At 43.9% G+C, this 23,914-nt stretch carries 20 protein-coding genes; 18 read left to right on the top strand and 2 right to left on the bottom strand.

All coding sequences use genetic code 11. The features are described from left to right. Positions 1-25: 25 nt before the first annotated feature. The 18 genes from H591_RS0100300 to H591_RS0100205 all read left to right on the top strand — a co-directional run bounded on the left by H591_RS0100300 (position 26) and on the right by H591_RS0100205 (position 22,105). Positions 26-1,315, top strand: a complete 1,290-nt coding sequence (locus H591_RS0100300) for an LPS O-antigen chain length determinant protein WzzB (RefSeq protein ID WP_033420934.1) — start codon at positions 26-28, stop codon at positions 1,313-1,315. 54 nt (positions 1,316-1,369) lie between these two features. Beyond that, the gene (gene rfaH / locus H591_RS0100295) at positions 1,370-1,867 is read left to right on the top strand and encodes a transcription/translation regulatory transformer protein RfaH (RefSeq protein ID WP_022964940.1); all 498 of its coding nucleotides are present in this window, start codon (positions 1,370-1,372) and stop codon (positions 1,865-1,867) included. 384 nt (positions 1,868-2,251) lie between these two features. Further along, positions 2,252-3,463 carry a dTDP-glucose 4,6-dehydratase gene (locus H591_RS0100285; RefSeq protein ID WP_028244063.1) on the top strand — a complete coding sequence of 404 codons (1,212 nt, stop codon included), beginning with the start codon at positions 2,252-2,254 and terminating at the stop codon, positions 3,461-3,463. Then, positions 3,460-4,308 (top strand): dTDP-4-dehydrorhamnose reductase, encoded by an 849-nt coding sequence (rfbD, locus tag H591_RS0100280; RefSeq protein WP_022964937.1) that lies wholly within the window; start codon positions 3,460-3,462, stop codon positions 4,306-4,308. Before H591_RS0100285 ends, rfbD begins: the two co-directional genes overlap by 4 nt. Continuing rightward, on the top strand, positions 4,309-5,193 hold the full coding sequence (rfbA, locus tag H591_RS0100275) for a glucose-1-phosphate thymidylyltransferase RfbA (RefSeq protein WP_022964936.1): 885 nt from the start codon (positions 4,309-4,311) through the stop codon (positions 5,191-5,193). After that, a complete protein-coding gene (rfbC, locus tag H591_RS0100270; RefSeq protein ID WP_022964935.1) occupies positions 5,190-5,738 on the top strand; it encodes a dTDP-4-dehydrorhamnose 3,5-epimerase in 549 nt (182 codons plus the stop codon). The genes rfbA and rfbC overlap by 4 nt, the downstream gene beginning before the upstream one ends. Positions 5,739-5,753: 15 nt before the next feature. Further along, positions 5,754-7,202 carry an oligosaccharide flippase family protein gene (locus H591_RS0100265; RefSeq protein WP_022964934.1) on the top strand — a complete coding sequence of 483 codons (1,449 nt, stop codon included), beginning with the start codon at positions 5,754-5,756 and terminating at the stop codon, positions 7,200-7,202. Then, on the top strand, positions 7,192-8,469 hold the full coding sequence (locus tag H591_RS0100260) for an O-antigen polymerase (protein ID WP_022964933.1): 1,278 nt from the start codon (positions 7,192-7,194) through the stop codon (positions 8,467-8,469). Before H591_RS0100265 ends, H591_RS0100260 begins: the two co-directional genes overlap by 11 nt. Before the next feature lie 9 nt (positions 8,470-8,478). Continuing rightward, positions 8,479-9,498 (top strand): glycosyltransferase family 4 protein, encoded by a 1,020-nt coding sequence (locus H591_RS0100255; RefSeq protein WP_022964932.1) that lies wholly within the window; start codon positions 8,479-8,481, stop codon positions 9,496-9,498. A gap of 379 nt (positions 9,499-9,877) precedes the next feature. Next, positions 9,878-11,764 carry an asparagine synthase (glutamine-hydrolyzing) gene (gene asnB, locus H591_RS0100250; RefSeq protein ID WP_022964931.1) on the top strand — a complete coding sequence of 629 codons (1,887 nt, stop codon included), beginning with the start codon at positions 9,878-9,880 and terminating at the stop codon, positions 11,762-11,764. Then, positions 11,764-12,879 carry a glycosyltransferase family 4 protein gene (locus H591_RS0100245; RefSeq protein WP_022964930.1) on the top strand — a complete coding sequence of 372 codons (1,116 nt, stop codon included), beginning with the start codon at positions 11,764-11,766 and terminating at the stop codon, positions 12,877-12,879. The genes asnB and H591_RS0100245 overlap by 1 nt, the downstream gene beginning before the upstream one ends. Positions 12,880-12,894: 15 nt before the next feature. Further along, the gene (gene tviB / locus H591_RS0100240) at positions 12,895-14,172 is read left to right on the top strand and encodes a Vi polysaccharide biosynthesis UDP-N-acetylglucosamine C-6 dehydrogenase TviB (protein WP_022964929.1); all 1,278 of its coding nucleotides are present in this window, start codon (positions 12,895-12,897) and stop codon (positions 14,170-14,172) included. A gap of 36 nt (positions 14,173-14,208) precedes the next feature. Further along, complete coding sequence (locus H591_RS0100235; protein ID WP_022964928.1) at positions 14,209-15,240, top strand: NAD-dependent epimerase/dehydratase family protein; 1,032 nt, start codon at positions 14,209-14,211, stop codon at positions 15,238-15,240. Between the two features lie 27 nt (positions 15,241-15,267). Then, positions 15,268-17,157: an acyltransferase family protein gene (locus H591_RS15635; RefSeq protein ID WP_022964927.1), complete on the top strand. Its 1,890-nt coding sequence runs from the start codon at positions 15,268-15,270 to the stop codon at positions 17,155-17,157. Then, on the top strand, positions 17,154-18,278 hold the full coding sequence (locus tag H591_RS0100225) for a glycosyltransferase family 4 protein (RefSeq protein ID WP_022964926.1): 1,125 nt from the start codon (positions 17,154-17,156) through the stop codon (positions 18,276-18,278). The genes H591_RS15635 and H591_RS0100225 overlap by 4 nt, the downstream gene beginning before the upstream one ends. A 386-nt stretch (positions 18,279-18,664) precedes the next feature. Continuing rightward, positions 18,665-20,242, top strand: coding sequence for a phosphoglucomutase (locus H591_RS0100215; protein ID WP_022964924.1), 1,578 nt, complete (start codon positions 18,665-18,667; stop codon positions 20,240-20,242). Between the two features lie 379 nt (positions 20,243-20,621). After that, the gene (locus tag H591_RS14510) at positions 20,622-21,257 is read left to right on the top strand and encodes a type IV toxin-antitoxin system AbiEi family antitoxin domain-containing protein (RefSeq protein WP_022964923.1); all 636 of its coding nucleotides are present in this window, start codon (positions 20,622-20,624) and stop codon (positions 21,255-21,257) included. Further along, the gene (locus tag H591_RS0100205) at positions 21,254-22,105 is read left to right on the top strand and encodes a nucleotidyl transferase AbiEii/AbiGii toxin family protein (protein WP_022964922.1); all 852 of its coding nucleotides are present in this window, start codon (positions 21,254-21,256) and stop codon (positions 22,103-22,105) included. The genes H591_RS14510 and H591_RS0100205 overlap by 4 nt, the downstream gene beginning before the upstream one ends. Before the next feature lie 161 nt (positions 22,106-22,266). Here the strand turns inward: H591_RS0100205 and H591_RS0100200 are convergent, their stop codons facing one another. Beyond that, on the bottom strand, positions 22,267-22,536 hold the full coding sequence (locus H591_RS0100200; protein ID WP_022964921.1) for a helix-turn-helix domain-containing protein: 270 nt from the start codon (positions 22,534-22,536) through the stop codon (positions 22,267-22,269). After that, positions 22,536-23,867, bottom strand: a complete 1,332-nt coding sequence (locus tag H591_RS0100195; protein WP_022964920.1) for a HipA domain-containing protein — start codon at positions 23,865-23,867, stop codon at positions 22,536-22,538. The genes H591_RS0100200 and H591_RS0100195 overlap by 1 nt, the downstream gene beginning before the upstream one ends. Between the last annotated feature and the right edge of the window lie 47 nt (positions 23,868-23,914).

Genomic DNA, 23,914 nt, shown 5'->3' with positions numbered 1-23,914 from the left:
GCAGAAAAGCAACCAAGGAGCCTTTGTGAGTTCAAATACCCCCGTGCCGCACACGCCTTATAATACTGCTCCTGATGCAGATGAAATTGATCTTTTTGAGCTATTTCAGTCGATCTGGCAAGAAAAAATTCTTATTGTCATTATCGCTGCAGTAGTCACGGTGTTAGCGTTGATCTATGCGCTTGCTGCAACACCTATTTATCAAGTGCAAAGCATCGTTAAGCCTGCGCCAATCAAAGACTTAGACGAGCTTAATGGCACAGGTATTTATGATCTCAGTCCAGCAGAGGCTCTGGTGCAAGTGGGGGCGAGTCTTGAGTCCTACGAAACACGCCTGGGCTATTTTAAAGCTAATCAAGAGTTATTTGAGCCGCTAATATCACCTGGTAAAAGCGTAGAGCAAAACTTTGAGCGCATCAATCGTGAATACATCAAGATTTTAAAAACCGACGCCAAAAAAGATGAAAGTTTCGCCCATTACGTTGGTATTCAATTGCAATATCCGAAAGGCGTGGATGGTGCAAAAATTGCTAATGGTTTTGTTGAGCATGCGGTCAATTTAGAAAAAGAACGCATTGCTGCCAGTTTAGAAGTAGTTATCAATAACCAGTTAGAGCGTTTGCGTCGTAAAATCAGCAACGCACGTGCTGGCTATGAGGCAAGCAAAGAAGCACAAATTGCTAAACTTACTGAAAAAGATGTGTTGAAGAAGGCCAAATTACTTGATGAGTTAGCAGCGCTGCGCGAAGAACTTAAAGTGCGCCGTCAAAACCGCATTATGCAACTGGACGAAGCCATTGCCATTGCTAAATCCTTAGGCATTAAAAAACCTGCTACACCATCCTCATTAGCCAATGAAACTCGCACATCAGGCAGCGTTATTCGCACTGAGGTGAACAGCCAGCAAAATCCACTGTATTTTATGGGTACTGACGCATTGAGCGCTGAAAGAGCATCGTTGGTTGCACGTGAAAGCGATGATTTTACTAGCGGTCGTATTGTGGAAATCAATACTGCACTGAGACTGCTTGAGCACAATCGTCAGATTGAAGTACTGCAGGCCCGTGAAAACGAAGACCTGTTCTTAGCTGAGCTTGCGGAAAATCGTAAAGAAATTTCACGTTTAAAAAGTCTGCAAGTGAATATGGATAAGCTGAATTTAGTGCGTCTAGATCAGTCCGCGGTTGAGCCAACAGCACCAATTAAACCTAAAAAATCCTTAATTGTAGCGGTAGGTATTGTATTAGGTGGCATGCTAGGCGTGTTCGCTGCACTAATCCGTAGCATGATCCGCAAGCGTAAAAACGCGATATAGTTTATTGCTAAGTCGTCTCCTTGGGGACGACACAAGAAAACAGGATAAGAGGCTATGGAAGCTTGGTATTTACTGCATTGCAAAGGAAAGCAAGAAGAGCGTGCGCGCCTGAATATAGAAAACCAAGGCTATACAACCTGTTTACCGCAAATAAAACGGCAGAAAATAGTCCAAGGCAAACGCGTAGAGTGCATCGAACCTTTATTTCCAAATTACATTTTTATCCAGCTCGACAGCAGTACGGCTAATTTTAATGCACTACGTAGCACTCGAGGGGTCAATAGCTTTGTTCGATTTGGTGGCATGCCTGCCACAGTCCCAAGCGAAGTCATGACAACAATTTTAGCGCTAGAGCAAAACAGTGAAAATCAACACGCAGCACAGCCCACCTTTAGCGCAGGCGAAAAAGTAAAAATCACCGAAGGCCCCTTTGCCGGGCTACAGGCCATATACAACATGCCTAAAGGTGAAGAGCGCTGTTTAATATTTTTAGATATGCTCGGCAATCAACAACGCATAGAAATAGAAGAAACCGCGCTGCGTAGTGAATAGCATCATCTCATCCCGTAGGAGCGGGCCACGCCCGCGAAAGTAGCGCAGGCAACACCCGTCCCGTATGAGCGGGCATGCCCGCGAAAGCAAGCACCACCGCACACGCGGCACATTTGAAAAGCAACACGGCACGTTGGGAGCCATAACCCATGGGCGGTAGCGTGCCTAAACGCCTTCATTGCAAGGCACACACCGTCATTGCGAGTCGCGCAGCGACGTGGCAATCCACCTCGCAAACCACAGAGTTTTACAAAAACCATGCGGTGTTACAAACATAGACTGCCACGGCCTAACGGCCTCGCAGAGACAATATCCAGCCAATAACAAACAACCCCATTGGCCGCGCCTAATATGCGCGCCAAAGCAAATCTAATAGTGATTGAAATGAAAATTCTAGTAACTGGCGGTGCAGGCTTTATTGGTTCTGCGGTCATTCGCCACATCATCGAAAACACCCGAGACAGCGTCGTTAATCTTGATAAGCTCACTTACGCGGGTAATCTTGAGTCATTGCTCGAAGTCAGCAATAGCGAGCGCTACGCCTTCGAGCAAGTGGATATTTGCAATCGCGCAGAACTCGATCGTGTATTCAAAGAGCACCAGCCTGATGCCGTCATGCATCTCGCTGCTGAAAGCCATGTCGATCGCTCCATTGATGGTCCGGCAGAGTTTATTGAAACCAATATCGTCGGCACTTACACTTTATTAGAAGCCGCTCGAGCGTACTGGAATGAGTTAAACAGCGAACGCAAGCAAGCATTTCGCTTCCATCACATCAGCACCGATGAAGTGTACGGTGATCTTCCACATCCAAATGACGAGCCCATCGTTTCGAGCGTAGCCCCTACCATTGAGAGCGCTTCTCCCGTTATTGCGAGTGAGACACCTGTCATTGCGAGCGCAGCGAAGCAATCCATGGACTGCCACAACTTACAGCCTCGCAGTGACGTACTGCCTTTATTCACCGAACAGACATCTTACGCCCCAAGCTCCCCTTACTCTGCCTCCAAAGCATCGAGCGACCACTTAGTCCGAGCATGGCTGCGCACCTACGGCTTCCCAACTCTAATTACCAACTGCTCCAACAACTACGGTCCATATCACTTCCCGGAAAAACTCATCCCGTTAGTGATACTTAATGCCCTAGAAGGCAAACCCTTACCTATTTACGGCAAAGGCGACCAAATCCGCGACTGGCTCTATGTAGAAGATCACGCTCGCGCTTTATACAAAGTTGTCACCGAAGGCAAAGTCGGCGAAACCTACAACATTGGTGGCCACAACGAAAAAACCAATCTAGAAGTAGTACAAACCATCTGCACTATTTTAGATGAACTCGCCCCAATGTCTGAGCGCGGTAATCCATTAATAGTTAAGCATTCATCATTAATAATTCACGTCAGTGACAGACCTGGCCACGACCGCCGCTACGCCATCGACGCCAGCAAAATCGCTAAAGAACTGAACTGGCAGCCCATAGAGACATTTGAGTCCGGCATCCGTAAAACCGTGCAGTGGTACTTAGATAATCAACAATGGTGCAAAAACGTACAAGATGGCTCGTATCAGCGCGAGCGCTTAGGGAAAGTACTATGAACATTCTTCTCTTGGGAAAAACCGGCCAGTTGGGCTTCGAGTTACAACGAACACTTTCGCCTTTCGGCCGCATAGTTGCTCCAGCCAGAGCAGAGCTCGACCTAGCAAACGCTCAAGAGGTATCTGACTACCTAGCGCAAGTTCGACCAAATATCATAGTAAACGCTGCAGCTTGGACTGCTGTAGATGCAGCGGAAACTCAGCAAGCAGAAGCAAAACGCTTAAACGCAGATCTGCCAGAGCAGCTAGCCAAATACGCTGCTGTAAACAACATTCGTTTGGTTCACTATAGTAGTGATTATGTTTACTCAGGTGCCGGTATAATTCCATGGCAAGAAAACAGTCCAACAGCACCATTGAACGTATACGGTGAAACTAAACTACAAGGTGATGAGGCTATTCAGTATAGTGGGTCTGATTATCTGATCTTTCGCACTAGTTGGGTCTATAGTGCTCGTGGTAAAAACTTTATGAAAACTATGCTGCATTTGGCTGAAAGTAAATCGGAGCTTAATATAATATCAGACCAGTTTGGGGCACCAACACCAGCAAGACTCATCGCTCAAATTACTGCACTGGCCATCCATAGTAAACTAAAAACCGGTCTTTACCACTTAGCTCCAGCAGGTCAAATCAGTTGGTATGGCTTCGCTAAAGAAATTTTTCGTTTAGCTGGCAAAAGTATAAAAGTTAACTCCATTCAAACCAGCGACTATCCAACGTTGGCAATACGTCCGTTGAACTCAAGGATGGATCTAACCAAGTTGCAACAAGCTCTCAACATTCAGCTTCCTAATTGGCAAAACCAATTAGAGCTAACGTTAAATGAATATCTGGAACAGTAAATGAAAGGAATAATCCTTGCCGGAGGCTCTGGCACTCGCCTTTACCCAATTACTCGCGGCATATCGAAGCAGTTACTTCCTGTTTATGACAAGCCGATGATTTATTATCCGCTCTCTGTACTTATGTTGGCGGGTATTCGCGAAATACTTATAATAACTACTCCTGAGGACCAGCAAGGCTTCCAGCGATTGCTTGCTGACGGTAGCCAGTGGGGTATTGAGTTAACTTATGCAATACAACCAAGTCCAGAAGGTTTGGCGCAAGCTTTCATTATTGGCGAAGATTTTATCGGCTCTGACAGCGTTTGTCTGGTGCTTGGTGACAATATTTACTACGGTCAAGGCCTTAGTAAGTTGTTGCAAACAGCAGCTAAACGAGAGAAAGGTGCAACTGTATTTGGCTATCAAGTTACTGACCCAGAACGTTTTGGTGTCGTTGAGTTTGACGATAATCAACGCGCTATTTCCATTGAAGAAAAACCGGTTAAACCAAAATCTAATTACGCAGTAACCGGCCTATATTTTTACGATAATGATGTAGTTGAGATCGCCAAGCAAGTTAAGCCCAGTCATCGTGGAGAGTTGGAAATTACCAGTGTAAATCAGGCTTATCTCGAGCGGGGTGATCTGAAAGTCGAACTGCTTGGCCGTGGCTTCGCTTGGCTGGATACTGGAACTTTCGATTCTTTGCATGAGGCATCAGGCTTTATAGAAACACTAGAGAAACGCCAAGGTCTTAAGATTGCCTGTCTAGAGGAAATTGCTTACCGCATGGGCTACATCGGCGAAGAGGAACTCTTAGCAGAAGCTGAGATGCTCCAAAAGAATAGCTACGGTATTTACCTGAAAAAACTGGTCAAACAACGAAGTAAACCAATTTTATGAAAATTATTGAAACTAAGATTCCCGCCGTAAAGCTCATTGAACCTAAAGTGTTCGGTGACGAGCGTGGTTTTTTCATGGAAACATGGAACGCTAAATCCTTCCAAGATGCTGGTATAAGTGCGAATTTTGTACAGGATAATCACAGTCGTTCAGTTAAAAACACTTTGCGGGGTCTCCATTACCAGATCAAACAGCCTCAAGGTAAATTAGTGCGGGTAACCCGTGGCGAAGTGTTCGACGTAGCCGTAGATCTGCGCAGTAACTCGCCAACTTTTGGTCAATGGGTGGGCGAATACCTTTCAGAAGATAACAATCGAATGCTGTGGGTGCCACCGGGGTTTGCCCATGGCTTTTTGGTAATCAGTGACACAGCTGACTTTCAGTATAAATGTACAGATACATATGCACCTCAATACGAACGTTCTATTCATTGGGCGGATAAAGACTTGGATATCTGTTGGCCGCTGGTTAAGGGAGACCCTCCCTTAACCTCTCCTAAAGACGAGCAAGGAATTCCCTTTGCTTCAGCAGACTATTATGTGTAAAGGAGCGCCGAAAGTTTGATACTCCGACATACACTGAGTTACACCATCGTCAAGTTCTTCCCTGCTATGGCATCTATGGCTGCATTGATGGTATTCACTAGGCTCATGTCGCCAGATCAGTTTGGTGAGTATTCCTTGACGGTTAATCTAGCAACAACCTTAGTGGCAATACTCGGAAACTTCCTCGTCATTGGTCTTGGACGATTTGAACCAGCAGCAAACACCGTTACAGAAAAAATGCAGCTTCACTCTACAGTTATAGCAAGCGCATTGTTGCTAAGTATTGCGGTTGCGGTCTTAACTGGGGGGCTGGGTTTTTTCAATATTTTACCGCCATTGTCAATTAATTATTACTTCTTTGTTGTTTTATTTTTTGTTTTATTTTTTGCCTTGTTGAGTCAGAAGCTGATCAATGCCAACCTAAAACCCAAAGCATACGGAGTATCTCTCGCACTTAAAAATATATTGTTCTTGGTGGTCGGTACAGTCTGCTTGTTAGCTGATTACGGCGTGTATAGTTTGTTAGCCAGTTTGGCTATTGCAACTCTGTTCGCCTCATTACCTGCTCTTAGCTTATGGGTAAAGCCGAACTGGGATAGTTTCGACTTTACAGTTTTGAAACAATTGTGGATCTACGGTGCGCCGCTAACCCTGCTGTACTTGTTCGTAATGATCATTAGCTTTTCAGACAGGGTTTTTATTGACGTAATGCTGGGCAGCGATTCGGTCGGTTTATATTCTGCAGGCTATGACCTGACTCAATACACCATAGCCATCATTGCTTCAATTGTGCATCTTGCAGCGTTCCCGATAATTCTAAAAGCATATGAGAATGAGGGGGAAGAGGCAGTAAGAGAGTTACTGTCGATTTCAATTCGGATTCTTTTGTTTATTATGCTTCCTGTTACGTTAGGGTTCGTGGCCGTGAAAGAGGAAATCTCCGAGATTTTTCTAGGAGGAGCTTTCTCTCTCGCATCAATATCATTGATTCCTATCCTAGCGTTGTCGGTGTTGTTGTCTACGATCAAATCTTATTACTTTGATTATGCCTTTCAAATCACCAAGACGACTTGGTTACAAACTATACCGCCATTGCTTGCTGCGCTACTTAATTGCTTTCTAAACTATTTTCTTATTTTGAAAATAGGTATTATTGGTGCTGCTTATGCAACTTTGATCGCTTATTTTTTCTATTTAATATTGACAGTTATTCTATCGAAAAAGGTGTTTAAATTTCCTGTTTTTCCTTGGGTTTTTGCTTTTAAAGTAAGCTTGTCAAGCATGATCATGATGATAGCTGTTAGTTTGTTGAACAGTGATTTTGGTTTAATATTTTCGCTTATTCTAAAGATTTTTATTGGTGTTGTTGTATTTGGTGCTTGTGTATTTGTTTTTATGCGAGATGATTTAGTAACCCTGCTTAAGAATGCTAAAGCTATGAAAGGTATAGATAATGTTCTTTGATTGGCACCTGGCATTGCTGTCTTTGCTCGCTGGATGTACCTTATTGATAGGTGCTGTTTTTTCCAGAGCTTATGAAAAAACAGTTTTTGCTCCAGCAACTGCGATGCTTTTAACATGGGGCGCAGCACTCGTTGTGTTGGCATTCCTTCCGCTACTAGGCTTTTATCACTTGGCAGTTGAAGCGGTACTGCTTTATGTTATGGGAACAGTCTGGTTTGCTTTTATAGCTATTTTGACTTCATGGGGTCTGGCTCAGCCTATTAGAGTAGGTGCTTACTCGACTGTAGGGTCGGCAGATAAGCTGAACTTTAGTCATCTTTTGGTGCTGTGGGTCGTGATAGCCATAATTTCTTATCCACTGGCCATTATTAATATACTTAATTACGGTTCTAATATGACTGAAATTTCTTACAGTATTAGAAGAGCTTCGCTTTCTGGTGAGGATATTTTGAATCCGTTGGTTAGCAATTTTTTTGTATTAATAGGTGTTTTGGCCAATATCTTTCTCTTTGGTGTTCTTAATAAGAAAATTAATCCGCTGAATTTTATTATACTTGTAGCCCCCTTTGTTGCTATCAGTCTTATCGTCTATGGACGATCTGGTTTGGTTTCATTAATTCTGGGTTGGCTAGTTATCTTTGCAGTTTTTTCCGATAAACTGAAAATTCGCTACTTGGCAATACCCGTTTTACTTCTATTCTGTATTATATTTTTTGGCGGAATATGGGTCAAAAAGTTCGACGTGGAAGAGCAGACGGTCAGCGATACTCTTTTGGTTATGGTAGAGCATATTTTCGATTATTTTTATCAAGGACCTATATTGTTTTCAAGATACTTTACGGATGAAATTGATGTGGCAACAAATTGGGACTTCACTAATTCGGCTTGTCATATCTTATCAAAATTAGGTATGTGTCAACCTTTACATCAACATGCTGACTTTGCTGACTATGGGGATTTACGCCCAGGTAATGTCTATAGTATGTATTTTTCAATAATTCCACACTATGGATATATAGGTCTTTTAGTGGTGTTTGGGGCTTATGCTGCATTTTTGTCAGCTACTTATCATAAGATGAAAGAAAAACAGTTGTTTTCATTGGTCGTATATCCAGCCATGTTCTCAGCTGTCGTGCTATCTGTTTTTAAGGATGGAATAGGATATTCTTTTTACTGGATTATAAAGGTTTTAATAATCTGCATATTTTTGCGTTTATTCTTTTATAAAAGAAATTATCAGCTTAAACGTGTACTCCTCCAAAGTTAAGGTGTGAACTTGATAGTTAATGCAATTACAAGCACTGGCGTTGCGCCGTCTGGCTGGTACAGAATTGGTGTGTTGAAGTCCATATTTGAAGCACATGGTATTTTAATTAATGAAATTATACCTGCAGTATCCAGTTTTCCTCCCATGGAAAAACACAAACGGCCGGTGTGGCTAATCGCTGCTTTGTTGGAACGTTTGACTTATCTTAGTTTATTAAAAAAAACAGATATAACTATCTTGCAGAGAGAGTTGATATCTACTATTCCCACTGTTGAAAGGTTCTTGCCCGGTAAAGTTATTTTAGATGTTGATGATGCAATTTTTCTAAATAAACGAGGTTTAGCTGCTATCAATGCTGCGAAATCTAGTGTTGGCGTTGTTTGTGGTAATGCCTATTTAGCTGAATACTTCTCTAAATACAATGCGAATATTAAAATAATACCAACTGGGGTTGATGTCAATAAAATGATGGTTAACCCTAGGCGGCTGGAGGAGCCAAAGAAAAAGATCATCGGGTGGATAGGTACGCCTGGAAACTTGAAATACTTTAAGCCAATTACCACTGCTATTTGCTCTGTTTTGAAACAAATGGGCGATAATGTTGAATTGAGAATTATTACTAGCCACTCATCGGCAATACCAGTTGAACTAAGAAATGTCTGTAATTTTGTTAAGTGGTACCCAAACATTGAGTTTGATGAATTACCAACATGGACGTTAGGTCTAATGCCACTCGATGATGATCCGTGGACTAGAGGAAAGTGCGCTTTCAAAATGCTCCAGTATATGTCTGCAGGTATACCTGTAGTTGTGTCGCCAGTTGGTATGAATGTTGATGTGTTAGGTTTTGGTCAGTTTGGTTATGGCCCTGAAACGGAAGATCAGTGGTACGAAGCTATCAAAATACTTCTCGAAAACGACAGCCTAAATTATCAGTTTGGTATGACTGCACGTTCTATCGCAGAGCGAGAATTTAGTTTAGAAAGTGTTGTCGGTAAGTGGCTGGATGTACTTGAAGAGTGGTGCTGATTTTTTTTTAGATTTTAGGAAGTACTAATTAATTGCGTAACTGTGAGGAGCGACGCTGTAATATCTGAATTATTGACATGCAAAGTCAATCAGATTGCTCCACTTCGTTCGTAATGGCGTTTTTTTATTTAGAGTTTACTTTATAGTTCTTAATAATTTAATAATTTAATAATGTGATAATGATTTTTTAATTTTTCTTGAATGAATTAAAAAGTTGCATTTTGTAATTAGTATTAATGCAAAGGATTCTTCGTTAGTGCTAAACGTTTGATTGAATCACAACAAACAGTCGGTTTAGAAATTTCCTCGTTCTCTTTCTCTATTTTTATATGTGGAACTGTTTTTGCATACTCTTCTTAAAGGAATGAAATATTAATTTATGTGCGGTTTTTCTGGTTTTATTTTAAAATTCTATTTGCCTAATGATGTTGGTTTGTCAGCCTTAAACGTCATGGCTAACTCTCTTCTACACCGTGGACCGGATGCTAATGATGTTTGGTTTGATGCGGATAGTGGTGTTGGTCTGGCTCATGTTCGACTGTCCATTCTGGAGTTATCTGAAGCTGGTGCCCAGCCAATGCATTCCGCAAATAATCGATTTGTTATTTCTTTCAATGGCGAAATTTACAACCACTTGGATTTGCGTACACAGCTCGAAAAAGAAGTATGCAAGATTGTGTGGAGAGGAAACTCGGATACCGAAACCTTATTAGAGTGCATTGCCGTTTGGGGGCTTAAGAAAACGCTCCAAGCTACAGTGGGTATGTTTGCTTTTGCTTTATGGGACAGACAAGAAAACGAATTAGTTTTAGCACGTGATAGGCTTGGCGAAAAACCGCTCTACTGGGGTTGGTGTGGTGATGTACTACTTTTTGGTTCTGAGCTTAAGGCACTTAAAGCTCATCCTGGTTTTAATGCAGCTATAGATCGAAACTCCCTTGCACTCTTAATGCGTTATAACAGCATTCCTGCTCCTTATAGTATTTATGAAGGGATAGAGAAATTAAAAGCTGGGTATTTTGTACGTATAAAAAAAGGTCAAAAGCGCTCAGATGTTTCACCTGAGTCTTACTGGTCTTTTAAAGACGTGGTTGAAACTGGGATCGCAAGCCCTTTTAAGGGTGATGTTGTTCAGACTGTCGATGCGTTAGAAAACGTATTAAATCAAAGTGTTGCAGGACAAATGCTAGCTGATGTATCACTTGGGGCTTTTTTAAGTGGTGGTATAGATAGCAGCACTATTGTGGCCTTAATGCAAAAGCAAAGTTCAAGTCCTGTACAAACCTTTGCCATTGGGTTTGATGAGCCAGGCTATAACGAAGCCGTGTATGCCAAAGAAGTTGCTGCGCATTTAGGAACAAACCATACCGAGTATTACGTCAGTGCTAAAGATGCATTAGCAGTAGTGCCTAAGTTACCGCATATTTACTCTGAACCTTTTGCTGATAGCTCACAAATCCCTACTTTTTTAGTTAATCAAATGGCTAAGCAGCAAGTGACTGTGGCACTAAGTGGTGATGCTGGGGATGAGTTGTTCGGGGGGTACACACCTTATCAATTTGCGCCTAAGATATGGAATGCTATTAGCAAGCTCCCGCTTTCAATAAGAAAAGCCGTAGCCAGTTTGCTTGGCGGGCTACCTATGCCTGATAAACTATTGAAGCTTTTAAATGTATTGCCGAGCAAAGACCGTGCAGAGTTTTACCATATATTAATGACTCACTGGCAGCAGCCTGAACAGCTAGTCCTAGGTGCTAAGCCCTATCCTACTGTATTCGACATCCCTAGCCAGCAGCCGAATACTGATTGCTTTGAGCATTGGATGATGGCGATGGATGCTAGCCAATATATGATCGACGATATTTTAGTAAAAGTAGATAGGGCGGCTATGGCAAATAGCCTTGAAGTACGTGTACCCATGCTAGATCATCGTGTGGTTGAGTTTGCTTGGACGCTCCCCTTAACGATGAAAATACGTGACGGAAAAGGTAAGTGGGTACTGCGTGAAGTGCTCTACAGACATGTGCCTAAGCATCTAATTGAGCGGCCGAAAAAAGGATTTTCTATTCCATTGGCGCAATGGCTGCGTGGTCCATTAAAAGAGTGGGCTGAAACGTTGCTCTCAGAAACCAGATTGCGTAATGACGGTTATTTTAATGTGCAAATGGTACGTCAAACTTGGCATCAGCACTTACAGGGTAAGCGCGATCATGCTCTGAAGTTATGGGGCGTATTAATGTTTCAAGCTTGGCTAGAAGTCCAGTAATGCATATTGTTCATATTATTACCGGCCTTAATAACGGTGGCGCTGAGGGCGTTCTTTATCGTTTATGTAAACGAGATAAGAAGTACAAGCACAGCGTAATTTCACTAATGGGTATGGGGAAGTATGGGCCTTTGCTGCAAAGCGAAGGTGTCAAAGTATATTGCCTAAATATGCCTCAAGGGCGAGTCACTTTTTCTGGTTTGCGACAACTATACAACTTATTAAAATCCACTAAGCCTGATGTAGTTCAAACTTGGATGTATCACGCTGATTTAATCGGTGGCGTTATAGCACGTTTAGCCGGCATCAAAAATATATTTTGGAATATTCGCCATTCGGTTCTTGAAAAAGGCAAATCTAAACGCAGCACTATTCTTATAGCTAAGCTTTGTGCTTGGATCAGTCCTTTCATACCAAAACAGATTATTTGTTGCGCTAATAAAGCCTTAGAAGTGCATGCAAAAAAGGGCTATCAACGCAAGAAAATGGTGGTGATTGGTAATGGTTATGAGTTGGATAAGTTCACCCCTAATAGCCAGCTTGCGCTTGATACCAGAAATGCATTAATGCTAAACGAAAATGTTGTCTTGCTTGGCATGGTGGGCAGGTACGACCCGCTAAAAGATCACACCAACCTTCTGGCAGCCTTGTCTCAACTCAAACATCAATTTAATTTTAAATGCCTTTTAGTGGGTAAAGACTTAAGTGCGACGAATAACGAATTGATAAGCGAAATTGAAAAGCAAGGGTTGCAGTCACATATCGTCTTGCTTGAGCAGCGTAACGATATTCCAGCCATTATGAATGCGTTAGATCTGCATATTTTAAGTTCTTCCAGTGAAGCGTTTCCAAACGTTATTGCCGAGGCTATGGCGTGTGGAACACCTTGTGTAAGCACTGATGTCGGTGATGCAGCTTTAATTGTGGGTGAAGCAGGCTGGGTTGTGCCAGCGCAGGATAGTCGTCAGTTAGCTTCAGCTATTACACAGGCACTTACGCTAAAACAAGACTCTTTACAGTGGTTAGAACTGCAAAACCAAGCACGTAATAGAATTTTAGAACATTTCAGTATCGAAACCATGATTAATAAATATCATGACGTTTGGAATAGTTAAACAGAAGGAACACCTATGAAAGCACTCTCAGAAATAAAACTAGCCGTAATCGGTCTTGGCTACGTAGGCCTTCCTCTTGCTGTAGAGTTTGGTAAACAGCGTTCAGTTGTTGGCTTTGATATTAACCAACCTCGTATTGCAGCACTGCAAGCTGGACATGACAGTACCTTAGAAGTGAGTGACGAGGAGCTAGCTCAAGCAGCACAACTTAGCTACACCTCGAATCTAGACGATTTAAAAAACTGTAATGTTTTTATTGTTACTGTGCCAACGCCTATCGATGAGTTTAAACGCCCAGATTTAACGCCTTTGATTAAAGCCTCAGAAACTATTGGCAAGGTGTTAAAAAAAGGCGACATCGTTATTTACGAGTCGACTGTGTATCCCGGCGCTACAGAAGAAGACTGTGTCCCCGTACTTGAGCGGGTATCGGGTTTGGTCTTTAACCAAGATTTTTATGCGGGCTACAGCCCAGAGCGTATTAATCCTGGTGATAAAGAACACCGTGTGACCAATATCAAAAAAGTCACGGCAGGTTCAACGCCAGAAATTGCCGATATTGTCGATGCGCTGTACAACGAGATCATCACTGTGGGCACACATAAGGCCAAAAGCATTCGAGTGGCTGAAGCGGCTAAGGTGATTGAAAATACGCAGCGTGATGTGAACATTGCTTTAATTAATGAGCTTGCGCTGATTTTTAATAAGATGGGTATTGATACTGAAGCCGTTCTGGAAGCTGCCGGTACTAAGTGGAACTTCTTGCCGTTCCGTCCAGGTTTAGTGGGCGGGCACTGTATTGGTGTTGATCCTTACTACCTCACGCATAAAGCGCAATCGATTGGCTATCACCCAGAGATCATTCTTGCTGGTCGTCGTATTAACGACAGCATGGGGCAGTACGTGGTGTCGCAGTTGGTTAAAGCCATGATGAAAAAGCGTATTCAAGTGCAAGGCGCACGCGTGTTGGTGATGGGCTTAGCCTTTAAAGAAAACTGCCCCGACCTACGCAATACTCGCATTGTCGATATTGTGACTGAGTTAAAAGATTACGGTGTGCAAGCAGATGTGTTTGACCCATGGGTTGCTGTAGAAGAAGCTCAGCGTGAGTACGCAATCACACCAATCAGTCAGCTTGAGGCTGCGACCTATGATGCGATTATTTTAGCGGTTGGTCATCAGCAATTTAAAGAGATGGGCGCTGCCGAGATTCGCGCGTTAGGTAAGTCAGAGCATATTTTATATGACTTGAAGTACTTGCTGCCTGCTGAAGAAAGTGATTTGAGATTATAACACCCAACAAGGAGGCCCACTGGTTGGGTTGAGTACATGACTGTTTACGACACATTATTAAAACGTCTGACCCGCGAGCCTAAAGTTTGGCTTGTAACTGGTGTGGCTGGCTTTATTGGATCGAATTTGCTTGAGCACTTATTAAAGCTCAATCAGCGTGTGATTGGCCTTGATAACTTTGCGACTGGGCATCAATACAATCTTGATGAAGTTCAAGGATTGGTCACGCCGGAGCAGTGGGCAGGCTTTACGTTTATTGAAGGTGACATCCGTAATTTAGAGGATTGTCAAAAAGCCTGTATGGATGTGGATTATGTGCTGCATCAGGCAGCTTTAGGTTCGGTTCCGCGCTCGATTGCTGACCCGATCACCACTAATGCAGCCAACATTACTGGCTTTGTGAATATGCTTGTTGCTGCACGTGATGCACAGGTCAAAAGCTTTACCTATGCTGCGAGCAGCTCTACTTATGGTGATCACCCTGCTTTACCTAAGGTTGAAGAAAACATTGGCAAGCCCTTATCACCTTATGCGGTGACTAAGTATGTGAATGAACTGTACGCCGATGTATTCGCGAAAACCTATGGTTTTAACTGCATTGGTTTGCGCTATTTTAATGTCTTTGGAAAACGCCAAGACCCTAATGGTGCCTACGCTGCAGTGATTCCAAAGTGGACGGCAGCAATGATTCAAGGCGATGAGCTGTTTATCAATGGTGATGGTGAAACCAGCCGTGATTTTTGTTTTATTGAAAATACAGTACAAATGAATTTACTGGCTGCCACGGCGCCTGATGAGGCGAAGAACGAAGTCTATAACGTGGCGGTGGGTGATCGCACTACGCTGAACGATTTGTTCCATGCCTTGCAGTCGGCGTTAGCTGAAAACGGCAAGCCGTATACCCGTAAGCCTGTTTACCGTGATTTCCGCGCCGGTGATGTGCGCCATTCACAAGCAGATATTAGTAAGGCTGCGAGTAAACTTGGCTATGCGCCTGAGTACCGGATTACGGATGGAATTGCTAAGGCGATGCCTTGGTATATAAAAACTATTTTAATTTTATTTTAATTATTGATAAGCGCATTAAGAATTTTTATGGATAATACATTGGTTAAAAGAATGAGAAATGATATTACAGGTCTAAGAGCGATTGCTGTTATTGCTGTTGTAATTTTTCATTACTCTAGAACATCTTTGCCTGGTGGTTTTGTTGGTGTAGATGTTTTTTTTGTTATATCTGGCTTTTTAATGACCAGTATTATTTTTAATGGGCTTAAAGGCAATGGTTTTGATTATGTTCATTTTGTAAAGTCACGAGCTAAACGAATTTTTCCTGCTTTATTAGTAGTTCTTTTAATTGTCTTGATTTTAGGTTATGTATTTATTGCCCCAGCAGGCTATAAGGAAATTTCAAAGCACTCACTTGCTAGTTCGTTGTTTGTTTCAAACTTCGTATACGCTGGCGAAGCTGATTATTTTGATACTGTTAGTGAGGGTAAGTTTTTATTGCATACTTGGTCTCTTTCGTTAGAGTGGCAGTTTTACTTATTATATCCTGTTTTTATTATTTTACTAAGCAAGCTGTTTTCTAATAAAAAACTTAAGTACATAATTTTGGCGGCGACTTTATTTTCCTTTTGTTTATCTGTGTATTTATCATATGCGAATCCAACGTCCGCATATTTTTCATTATATTCACGAGCTTGGGAAATGCTTGTTGGTGGGTTGGTGTTTTTATTTCCACTAAAAAATTTCGAGTCTAAAAAAGCAAGAAGTTATTTGTATGTAATTGAAATTATAGGGTTATTATCTATAGTTTTTTCGTTTTTTTATATCAATGAAACAATGCCTTGGCCAGGGTATTTGAGTTTACTACCTGTCTTTGGTACATACTTATGCTTGTTAGCAGCAAATAAAAAGTCTTTACTAGGTAATTTTTTATTTAAAACGATAGGTCTGTGGTCTTACTCTATTTATCTGGTACATTGGCCTGTTTTAGTTTTCTCTAAACAGCTTAATTTTAATTTAAATATATATTTATACCTTGTTGTTGTTTTCTTTATTTCTTTCTTACTGTACGAGGTTGTTGAGAAAAAACGGAATCATGGTTATGGAGTTGTTTTCCTTTTAATTTTATCTGTTTCGGTTTCAATGTTTTTTTATAATAATGGTGGCGCACCAAATAGAATTTCAGATGAATATAAACTAAACAAGCAAGAGATTACTAATAAATATTATGGTGCTGTACCATTTTTCAGTCAATCTAACGGGTGGCTTTTTTATGTTAATGCCGATCCTGGAAAAGCTAACTTGATTTTGGTTGGCGATAGCTATTCCTTACAATACTTAAGGTTTTTTAATGAGCAAGAGTTTAAAACTGCATCTGTAGCCCGTACTATCTGTATGATTCAACCTGATCATTTAACAGATAAATCCACAGATTGTAGTGATATGTATGGATTACTACTCAATGCTATTAGGGGTAACTCGGGATCTAATTTGGTTCTAAATCAAAATTGGAATGCGTATGTAGGAAGGCTTTCAAGTAAAATAAATAAGGAAGAAATTTTATCCGATAAATATATTGAAGTTGTTTTGTCTGGCTTAGATAAAATGGTTTCAGAGTTAAGTGCTAATAATAATTTAATTATCGTAGGTACTTATTCATATCCTGGGTATGATGTTTGGCAGTGTTTAGCAGGCAGAGAGCTGCTAGGCCAGAAAATAGGTAATGAATGTAAGTTGTACTCTGAAAATAACGAGCAACCAATAGATGAAGCTTTAAAGAACTTTGCTGATAAATATAGTAATGTTCATTTTATTTCTCCTCGTGACATACTGTGTGATAAAAATGGCTGTTTGAATTATGTTGATGGCATCCCTATTCACTTTGATGGAGACCATTTGTCAACTGTGGGCGCTGAATTGGTTGGAAATTATATTTCGTCTTATTTAAGGGCCTTAAAAAGTGAGAAAGCCAATTGAAGCTAACCATCATCGGCACCACTGCTGCCTCCATTCTTGGTTTTCGTCGCGACTTGATTTTGTCTCTAGTTCAACAAGGCTATCAAGTTTATACCTTCGCCACCGACTTCACGCCGGCACAAAAGCAGCAAGTTACAGCGCTTGGTGCTATTCCTGTTGATTACAGCCTAAGCCGTGCGGGTTTAAATCCGTTGGCCGATTTAAAAACACTGTTACAGCTCAAGCGACTGCTGAAAGACATTCAGCCTGATATTGTTTTTTCATACTTTTCTAAGCCTGTTATCTATGGGACGTTAGCTGCTGCGCTGGCCAAGGTGCCGCGTCGTATTGCGATGTTAGAGGGTTTAGGTTTTGTCTTTACCGATCAACCTGCTGGGCCAAGCTTCAAAACTAAACTCATCCGCCGTATTCAGGTGATGTTGTATCGCGTGGCGTTTCGTTTTGCTGATCGGGTGATCTTTCTCAATCCTGATGATCCAGTGGATTTGCTTGAACGCTACAAAATCAAAACGCGTAATGTCAGTGTATTGGGTGGTATCGGTTTGAACTTGGCGGATTATCCTTATAGTTCAGCGCCATCTGAGCCTGTACGCTTTATATTTATTGGGCGCTTATTGGCTGAAAAAGGCGTGAATGAATACATTGCCGCTGCGCAGTTAGTGAGGCAGCGCTATCCTGAGGCTGAGTTTGTCATGCTTGGTGGCCTAGATGAGGCAAATCCTGGTGGGCTGACACGTATAGAGTTAGATACGTTGATTGCCCAAGGTGCTGTGATTTATCCTGGTCACGTTGATAATGTTGGTGAGTGGCTTGCAAATTCAAGTGTGTTTGTTTTGCCTTCGTATCGAGAAGGCGTGCCGCGCAGTACCCAAGAAGCGTTGGCGATTGGGCGAGCAGTGATTACCACTGATGTGCCAGGTTGCCGTGAAACTGTTGTGGATGGGGTGAATGGTTTTTTTGTACCACCTTGGTCGCCTGAACAGCTCGCTGAAAAAATGATTCGTTTTATTGAGCAGCCAGAGCTGATTGAGCAAATGGGCAAAGAGAGCTACCGCATTGCGCAAGAGAAGTTTGATGCGCAGGAAGTCAATGAGCGGTTGGTGGGGATGCTCTTAAAGTAACGACTGATGTATCCAGGCTGATTTTTCCGCTAGTAGCGTAGTGGCTTGGCAGTTTGTTCGCCAATGCTATGTTATGCAGGTGCGGGCCAGCGGCCCGCGCTCCTAGTGTGCGCCGCGTGGCTTGCGGGATGGATTGCTCTCCGCCACGTTACTCGCGGTCGCAAAGACGGAGCTGGGCTTGCAGTGATGCTAAATGCGGGCCAGCGGTCCGCGCTCCCATTGAGCGCCGCGTGGTTTCGGGATGGATTGCTTCCCGCCATGTTCCTTGCGGTCGCAAAGACAGCGCGAGAGGTCGTAAAGACACAGTACCGTCACTGCGAGCCTTTAGGCCGTGGCCGTTTATAGTTAATAGCGATGCAGCGTCATACAGTAATGGAGTTTCAATCTTGATCACCCCTTGGCTCGATGCCTTTTATTCTGTTAAACCCGATTCTACTTTTCCCGCTCAGTTAGTCAGCTTCGGCACCTCCGGCCATCGCGGTTCTTCTTTAACCGCCAGTTTTAACGAGCAACACATTCTCGCCATTGCCCAAGCTGTGGTGGATTATCGTCTGCAGGCGGGGATTGCTGGGCCGTTGTTTATCGGTTTAGACACTCATGCTTTATCACGCCCGGCTTGGGAGGTGGCGTTGCAGGTGTTGCTGGCCAATCAGGTGGCGGTGCGTATGGCTCAGGATGAGGGCGTGACGGCGACGCCTTTGGTCAGTCGGGCGATTTTAAGCTATAACGCGCAGCGTTTGGCGGATTTGGCCGATGGTTTGATTATTACCCCATCGCATAATCCACCGGAAGATGGCGGTATTAAATACAACACGCCCGATGGTGGTCCAGCAGACAGTGATGTAACGAGTTGGATTGAAGCGCGGGCGAATCAGTATTTGCGTGATGCTTGTGTTGCGGTGCAGCGTGTGGCGTTATCGGATGCTTTGGCGCAGGTTGCGCAGTACGATTATGTGGCGCGTTATATTGCCGAACTGGATCAGGTGGTGGATTTAGCCGCGATTCGCCAGTCCGGTTTAAAGCTGGGTGTTGATCCCATGGGCGGTACGGCTTTGGCGGTGTGGCAGGCGTTGGCGACGGATGCTGGCTTGAATATCACTGTGGTCAATAGCAGCCAAGACCCTGAGTTTGCCTTTATGCCGCCGGACCACGATGGCCGCATTCGTATGGATTGCTCAAGCCCTGCGGCCATGGCGAATTTACTGAAGATTCGTGAGCAGTTTGCTTTGTCCTTTGCCAATGACCCCGATGCGGATCGGCATGGCATTGTTGATGCCGCCGGTTTGATGAATCCCAATCACTTTTTGTGCGTGTGTGTGGATTACCTGTTAACCCATCGGCCGCTGTGGTCATCTGCGCTAAAGATTGGCAAAACCTTGGTCACTTCATCCTTGATGGATCGCATTGTCGCGGCCCATGGCCGTGAGTTGTATGAAGTGCCGGTGGGGTTTAAGTGGTTTGTTGAGGGTTTGCATCAGCGTGAATTAGCTTTTGCCGGTGAGGAAAGTGCAGGAGCAACTGTATTAACCTTTGCCGGTGACACTTGGACCACAGATAAAGACGGTATTGTCTTGTGTTTGTTAGCGGCGGAAATCACTGCAGTGACCGGTTTAAGCCCATCACAGTATTATGCCAAGCTCACGGCGCAACACGGTACGCCTTATTACCGCCGCATTGATGCCGCTGCCACGCCTGAGCAGAAGGCTGCGTTTAAGGGTTTGACTGTTGCGCATATTCGCGCCACTGAATTGGCGGGTGAGGCGATTACCGCGGTGCTACTCAATGCCCCAGGCAATGATGCGGCGATTGGTGGGATTAAGGTCTGTACTGAGAACGGCTGGTTTGCCGCGCGGCCCAGTGGTACTGAGGCGTTGTATAAGATTTATGCTGAGAGCTTTATCAGTGAAGCGCATTTGCAGTTGTTGATTGATGAGGCGCAGGGGTTGTTGGCTGGGGTGTTGTAGGTAGGTTGTTTCGCTGGGCTGGCAGTGATGCTAAATGCGGGCCAGCGGCCCGCGCTCCCAGGGGCGCGGTCATTGCGAGGAGCGCGCTGAAAACGGACATTGCGAGGAGCGTAGCGGCAGTTTATTGATACGCGTCTCTGCGAGGCCGTAGGCCGCGGCAGTCCATGGTTGGACACCGTGGTGTTTGCGAGGTGGATTGCTTCGCTGCGCTCGCAAAGACGGTGTGGCTCAATGACGCGCTTCTGTCTCTGCGAGGCCGTAGGCCGTGGCGGTCCATGGGGATAGATTTAGTGATAGAGCGTAGTGTTTGTTACTTTTGTTGTAATTATGTGCGGATAAACGGATAATTTCCGATTATCTAATCAAGAATAAGATCTTTATGTTTGAGCATCGTTTATCTTCCTTTGGTGCTGTGCCGTTTTCGCATGGTGCGCTATTGCCTTTGTTGTCTGATTACGCACGTCCGAATGATAAAATTTCGGAATGGTTAGCCTCAGGCACACTTATTTCTTTAAAGCGCGGCTTGTATGTTGTGGGTGCGCCCTGGCGTCAAGAAGCCTTGTGCTTGCCTTTGATTGCCAATCGATTGTATGGACCTTCTTGTGTCTCTTTGGAGTATGCACTGTCATGGCATGGATTGATTCCTGAGCGAGTCGTTGAGGTCACGTCTGTCTGCACAGGGCGTGGGCGGGAGTTGGAAAATTCCTTGGGGCGTTTTTCTTACTCTAAGATTCCGCAGCAGCTTTTTCCGCTTGGTTTAACGATTGAGAGCGTCGGTAATCAATACTTTTGGCTGGCGAGTCCAACCAAAGCGGTGTGTGATACGGTTTTGTTAGCTCGTCACTTAAAGGCTTTAGGCAAGGCTTCTATGGAGGCTTTTTTGTTTGAAGACCTACGCATGGATGCAGAACTTTTAGCTGATTTTGACGCGACCGTGCTAGAGAGTTATGCGAACTCTGGTTATAAAACACGCCAGTTTAAAGCTTTGCGTCAGGTGCTAGAGGGGTTGCTATGAGCGTTGTTGAGCAGATGCTGAAAAAATATCATTTGGCTGATGGTGATGATATCAACGACGCTTTGCGTGAAGTAATGCAAGAGATTGCGTTAGCAGGTTTAGTGCGAGCAGGTTTTTTTGATAAGGCGGCTTTTTATGGCGGTACCTGTTTGCGAATCTTTTACGACCTGCCTCGATTTTCAGAAGACTTGGATTTTTCCTTACTGCAACCACAAGCAGACTTTTCTTTTGAGCCCTACTTTGATGCCTTGATTGCTGAGTTTAATGCATTAGGGTTTGAGGTAGAGATTTCGGCGCGTGAAAAATCGATTGAAACGGCGGTGGTATCTGCATTTTTAAAGAAAAATACCAGTATTTATGACGTGAGCGTACGTGGCCAGAAAGCGTTGAAAATTAAGTTCGAGGTCGATACTGAGCCACCGCTGGGTTTTAAAACCGAAGAAAAGCTGTTGTTGAATCCTTATTCTGTGTATGTGAAGTGTTTTAGCTTGTCTGATTTGTATGCCGGTAAAATGCATGCCCTGTTGTTTAGACGATGGAAAAATCGAGTTAAGGGACGAGACTGGTTCGATTTTGAATGGTATGTGCGGCAGGGTGCTGAGTTAAATTTAACGCATTTAGAGATGCGAGCTAGGCAAAGTGGGGATTTAGGTGACGAGCTTTTAACTCCCGATTTGTTTCGCGCATGGTTAATGCAGCGCATTGAGCAACTGGATGTTGAGTCGGCCAAGAATGATGTGCGACGCTTTATTGCAAATGCACAGGCTTTAGATATTTGGTCGCATAATTATTTTATGCAGTTGGCAGAGCGTATTAGGTTTACAGATACAGGAGTGAGTAATACTTAGCTGTGCTGCTGTGAGGCCAGATTCGTATCTGCGAGGAGTGTAGCGACGTGGCAGTCTGTAGGTCTGCCTTTAGGCTGACTTGTCGGGCTGAAGCCCGACCTACAGGGTTGGATTGCTTCGCTACGCTCGCAAAGACGGCATGGGGCGCAGAGACTGGCAGATTAATATGGCTGTGCGCGTTTAATGACGCCTATCTGCATGCCAAATAAGTTAAAAATATTGTTTAAAGTCTGCAAGGTTGGATTGCCTTCATTGTGCTCAATTTGCCGCAAGGCTCGCAAAGATATTTTGCACATGCGCGCAAATGGCGCTTGGCCTAAGCCGGTAACGTCTTTACGTAATCTGTATACCGCCTCACCGATGCTGATTTTACCCTTTGCCAGTTGTTCACCCAGTTCATCTAAGTAACGCTGTCGCTCAAAAACATCCATTAACATAACCCCCACAAAGTGAATTGGCGCTGTAAGTGACGTAATGGGATTCTAGGGTGTTGCCAAGTTCGTTCAGGCAGGCCTAAATCGAGCAGTAAATCGGGCAGCGCTAACAGCAGCTGTGCAGTATCTCGCAACTGCTGGTACAGCCACTCCGGCGTAAGATCGGCCAGTTCGCCGACCAGCTGACAGACTGCCAGCCAATCAACCTGCCCACCACGCTCAAGAGTCTGTGGCCATTTAGTGGTGCGAGTAATGCCCTCGTCATCCATCACCATGGGTGCTAAATCATAAATGGGCGCTAAAGCTATAGACTGTTCACCGCGAATAATGGATGTATTGCGGCCATGATTATCACTATTGCCGAGCACTTGATTAAGTAAATCACGGCGTAAGTACTCCAGCACTAACTCAGCAATAGTTGATTCTTGCTGCTGCAATCGCCAAAGGCATATCAAGCGTTTAAGCACTTCTACATGCTGTAAATAACTACCCGGTTCTGTGACCTCTAGTAAGGAGTAAATTGATTCAACGGCAAACCTTTGCACCTGCTGATTCTCGACCCGTCGATCAAAGCGTCGCATCCATAAGCTCGGTTTATTCATTTCTTCAAGGGCTAATCCTGATTGTTCAACCGTGGAAAACCCAAGCTGATGAATGGCGCGGTAATAGCAATATTCGCTGCGTAAAATATCTTGATCGGTAGCGTTTGCTGTATGGCGTGGAAACTTAATAAACCAATGTGTTACTGCATGCTCATCGGCTAAACTGGCGTCCGCATACAGTAAGCCATCCGCAGCTTCAGTTAACAGTAGTTTAGGTGCTTCACCGCCTGCTCCGGTTGCGCCGCCAATGGCTGCACCTTGTTCATAGGCATATTCTAAAAAGTGGTTATCCCGGCGCACCACACTGTCGCGTGAAAAGCCTAATGCTGGAGCAGTGGTTATTAATTCGGCTGCTTCTTTAATGCGTAAATGGCCAATGGGCGCAGGTGTGCATTGGGCAAGTAAGTAAACATCCATGGCCATACCCGCTGGACGCTGCAGTCCGTAGCGCTGCTCTAAGAAACGGCGTGCCGCACCTGCAGGGATGATATCTTGCAAGGCAGCCCAAACCGGCGCATTAGCATAAGCAGCCCAGCCGAGTGGTAAGTTAGCGCTCAACGACCACGCTAGGGCTGTGTGCTCTTTTTCGAGGCAATCCACCAGGTAATTGGATATATAACCTAAAGTGCAACCAGCGCGTAATCCTTGCTGAGGGTTGGTAACGCTCAGTAGTGCAGCATCATGCCATTGACCTTGGGCATAGAGCTGTAGAGTTAATGCATTCATGGATGTACCACCAGGCAATATAATGCTGAAAATCTTATCATACAAAC

The sequence above is a fragment of the Denitrificimonas caeni DSM 24390 genome, from assembly GCF_000421765.1.
Lineage (GTDB): Bacteria > Pseudomonadota > Gammaproteobacteria > Pseudomonadales > Pseudomonadaceae > Denitrificimonas > Denitrificimonas caeni.
Note: the sequence above shows the minus strand (reverse complement) of the source record. Positions and strands in the feature narration are given on the sequence as shown.

Excerpts from the sequence above, each read along its gene's own strand:
- rfaH (WP_022964940.1), top strand. The coding sequence starts at position 1,370 with ATGGAAGCTTGGTATTTACTGCATTGCAAAGGAAAGCAAGAAGAGCGT.
- H591_RS0100285 (WP_028244063.1), top strand. The coding sequence starts at position 2,252 with ATGAAAATTCTAGTAACTGGCGGTGCAGGCTTTATTGGTTCTGCGGTC.
- rfbD (WP_022964937.1), top strand. The coding sequence starts at position 3,460 with ATGAACATTCTTCTCTTGGGAAAAACCGGCCAGTTGGGCTTCGAGTTA.
- rfbA (WP_022964936.1), top strand. The coding sequence starts at position 4,309 with ATGAAAGGAATAATCCTTGCCGGAGGCTCTGGCACTCGCCTTTACCCA.
- rfbC (WP_022964935.1), top strand. The coding sequence starts at position 5,190 with ATGAAAATTATTGAAACTAAGATTCCCGCCGTAAAGCTCATTGAACCT.
- H591_RS0100260 (WP_022964933.1), top strand. The coding sequence starts at position 7,192 with ATGTTCTTTGATTGGCACCTGGCATTGCTGTCTTTGCTCGCTGGATGT.
- asnB (WP_022964931.1), top strand. The coding sequence starts at position 9,878 with ATGTGCGGTTTTTCTGGTTTTATTTTAAAATTCTATTTGCCTAATGAT.
- H591_RS0100245 (WP_022964930.1), top strand. The coding sequence starts at position 11,764 with ATGCATATTGTTCATATTATTACCGGCCTTAATAACGGTGGCGCTGAG.
- tviB (WP_022964929.1), top strand. The coding sequence starts at position 12,895 with ATGAAAGCACTCTCAGAAATAAAACTAGCCGTAATCGGTCTTGGCTAC.
- H591_RS0100235 (WP_022964928.1), top strand. The coding sequence starts at position 14,209 with ATGACTGTTTACGACACATTATTAAAACGTCTGACCCGCGAGCCTAAA.
- H591_RS15635 (WP_022964927.1), top strand. The coding sequence starts at position 15,268 with ATGGATAATACATTGGTTAAAAGAATGAGAAATGATATTACAGGTCTA.
- H591_RS14510 (WP_022964923.1), top strand. The coding sequence starts at position 20,622 with ATGTTTGAGCATCGTTTATCTTCCTTTGGTGCTGTGCCGTTTTCGCAT.
- H591_RS0100205 (WP_022964922.1), top strand. The coding sequence starts at position 21,254 with ATGAGCGTTGTTGAGCAGATGCTGAAAAAATATCATTTGGCTGATGGT.
- H591_RS0100200 (WP_022964921.1), bottom strand. The coding sequence starts at position 22,536 with ATGGATGTTTTTGAGCGACAGCGTTACTTAGATGAACTGGGTGAACAA.
- H591_RS0100195 (WP_022964920.1), bottom strand. The coding sequence starts at position 23,867 with ATGAATGCATTAACTCTACAGCTCTATGCCCAAGGTCAATGGCATGAT.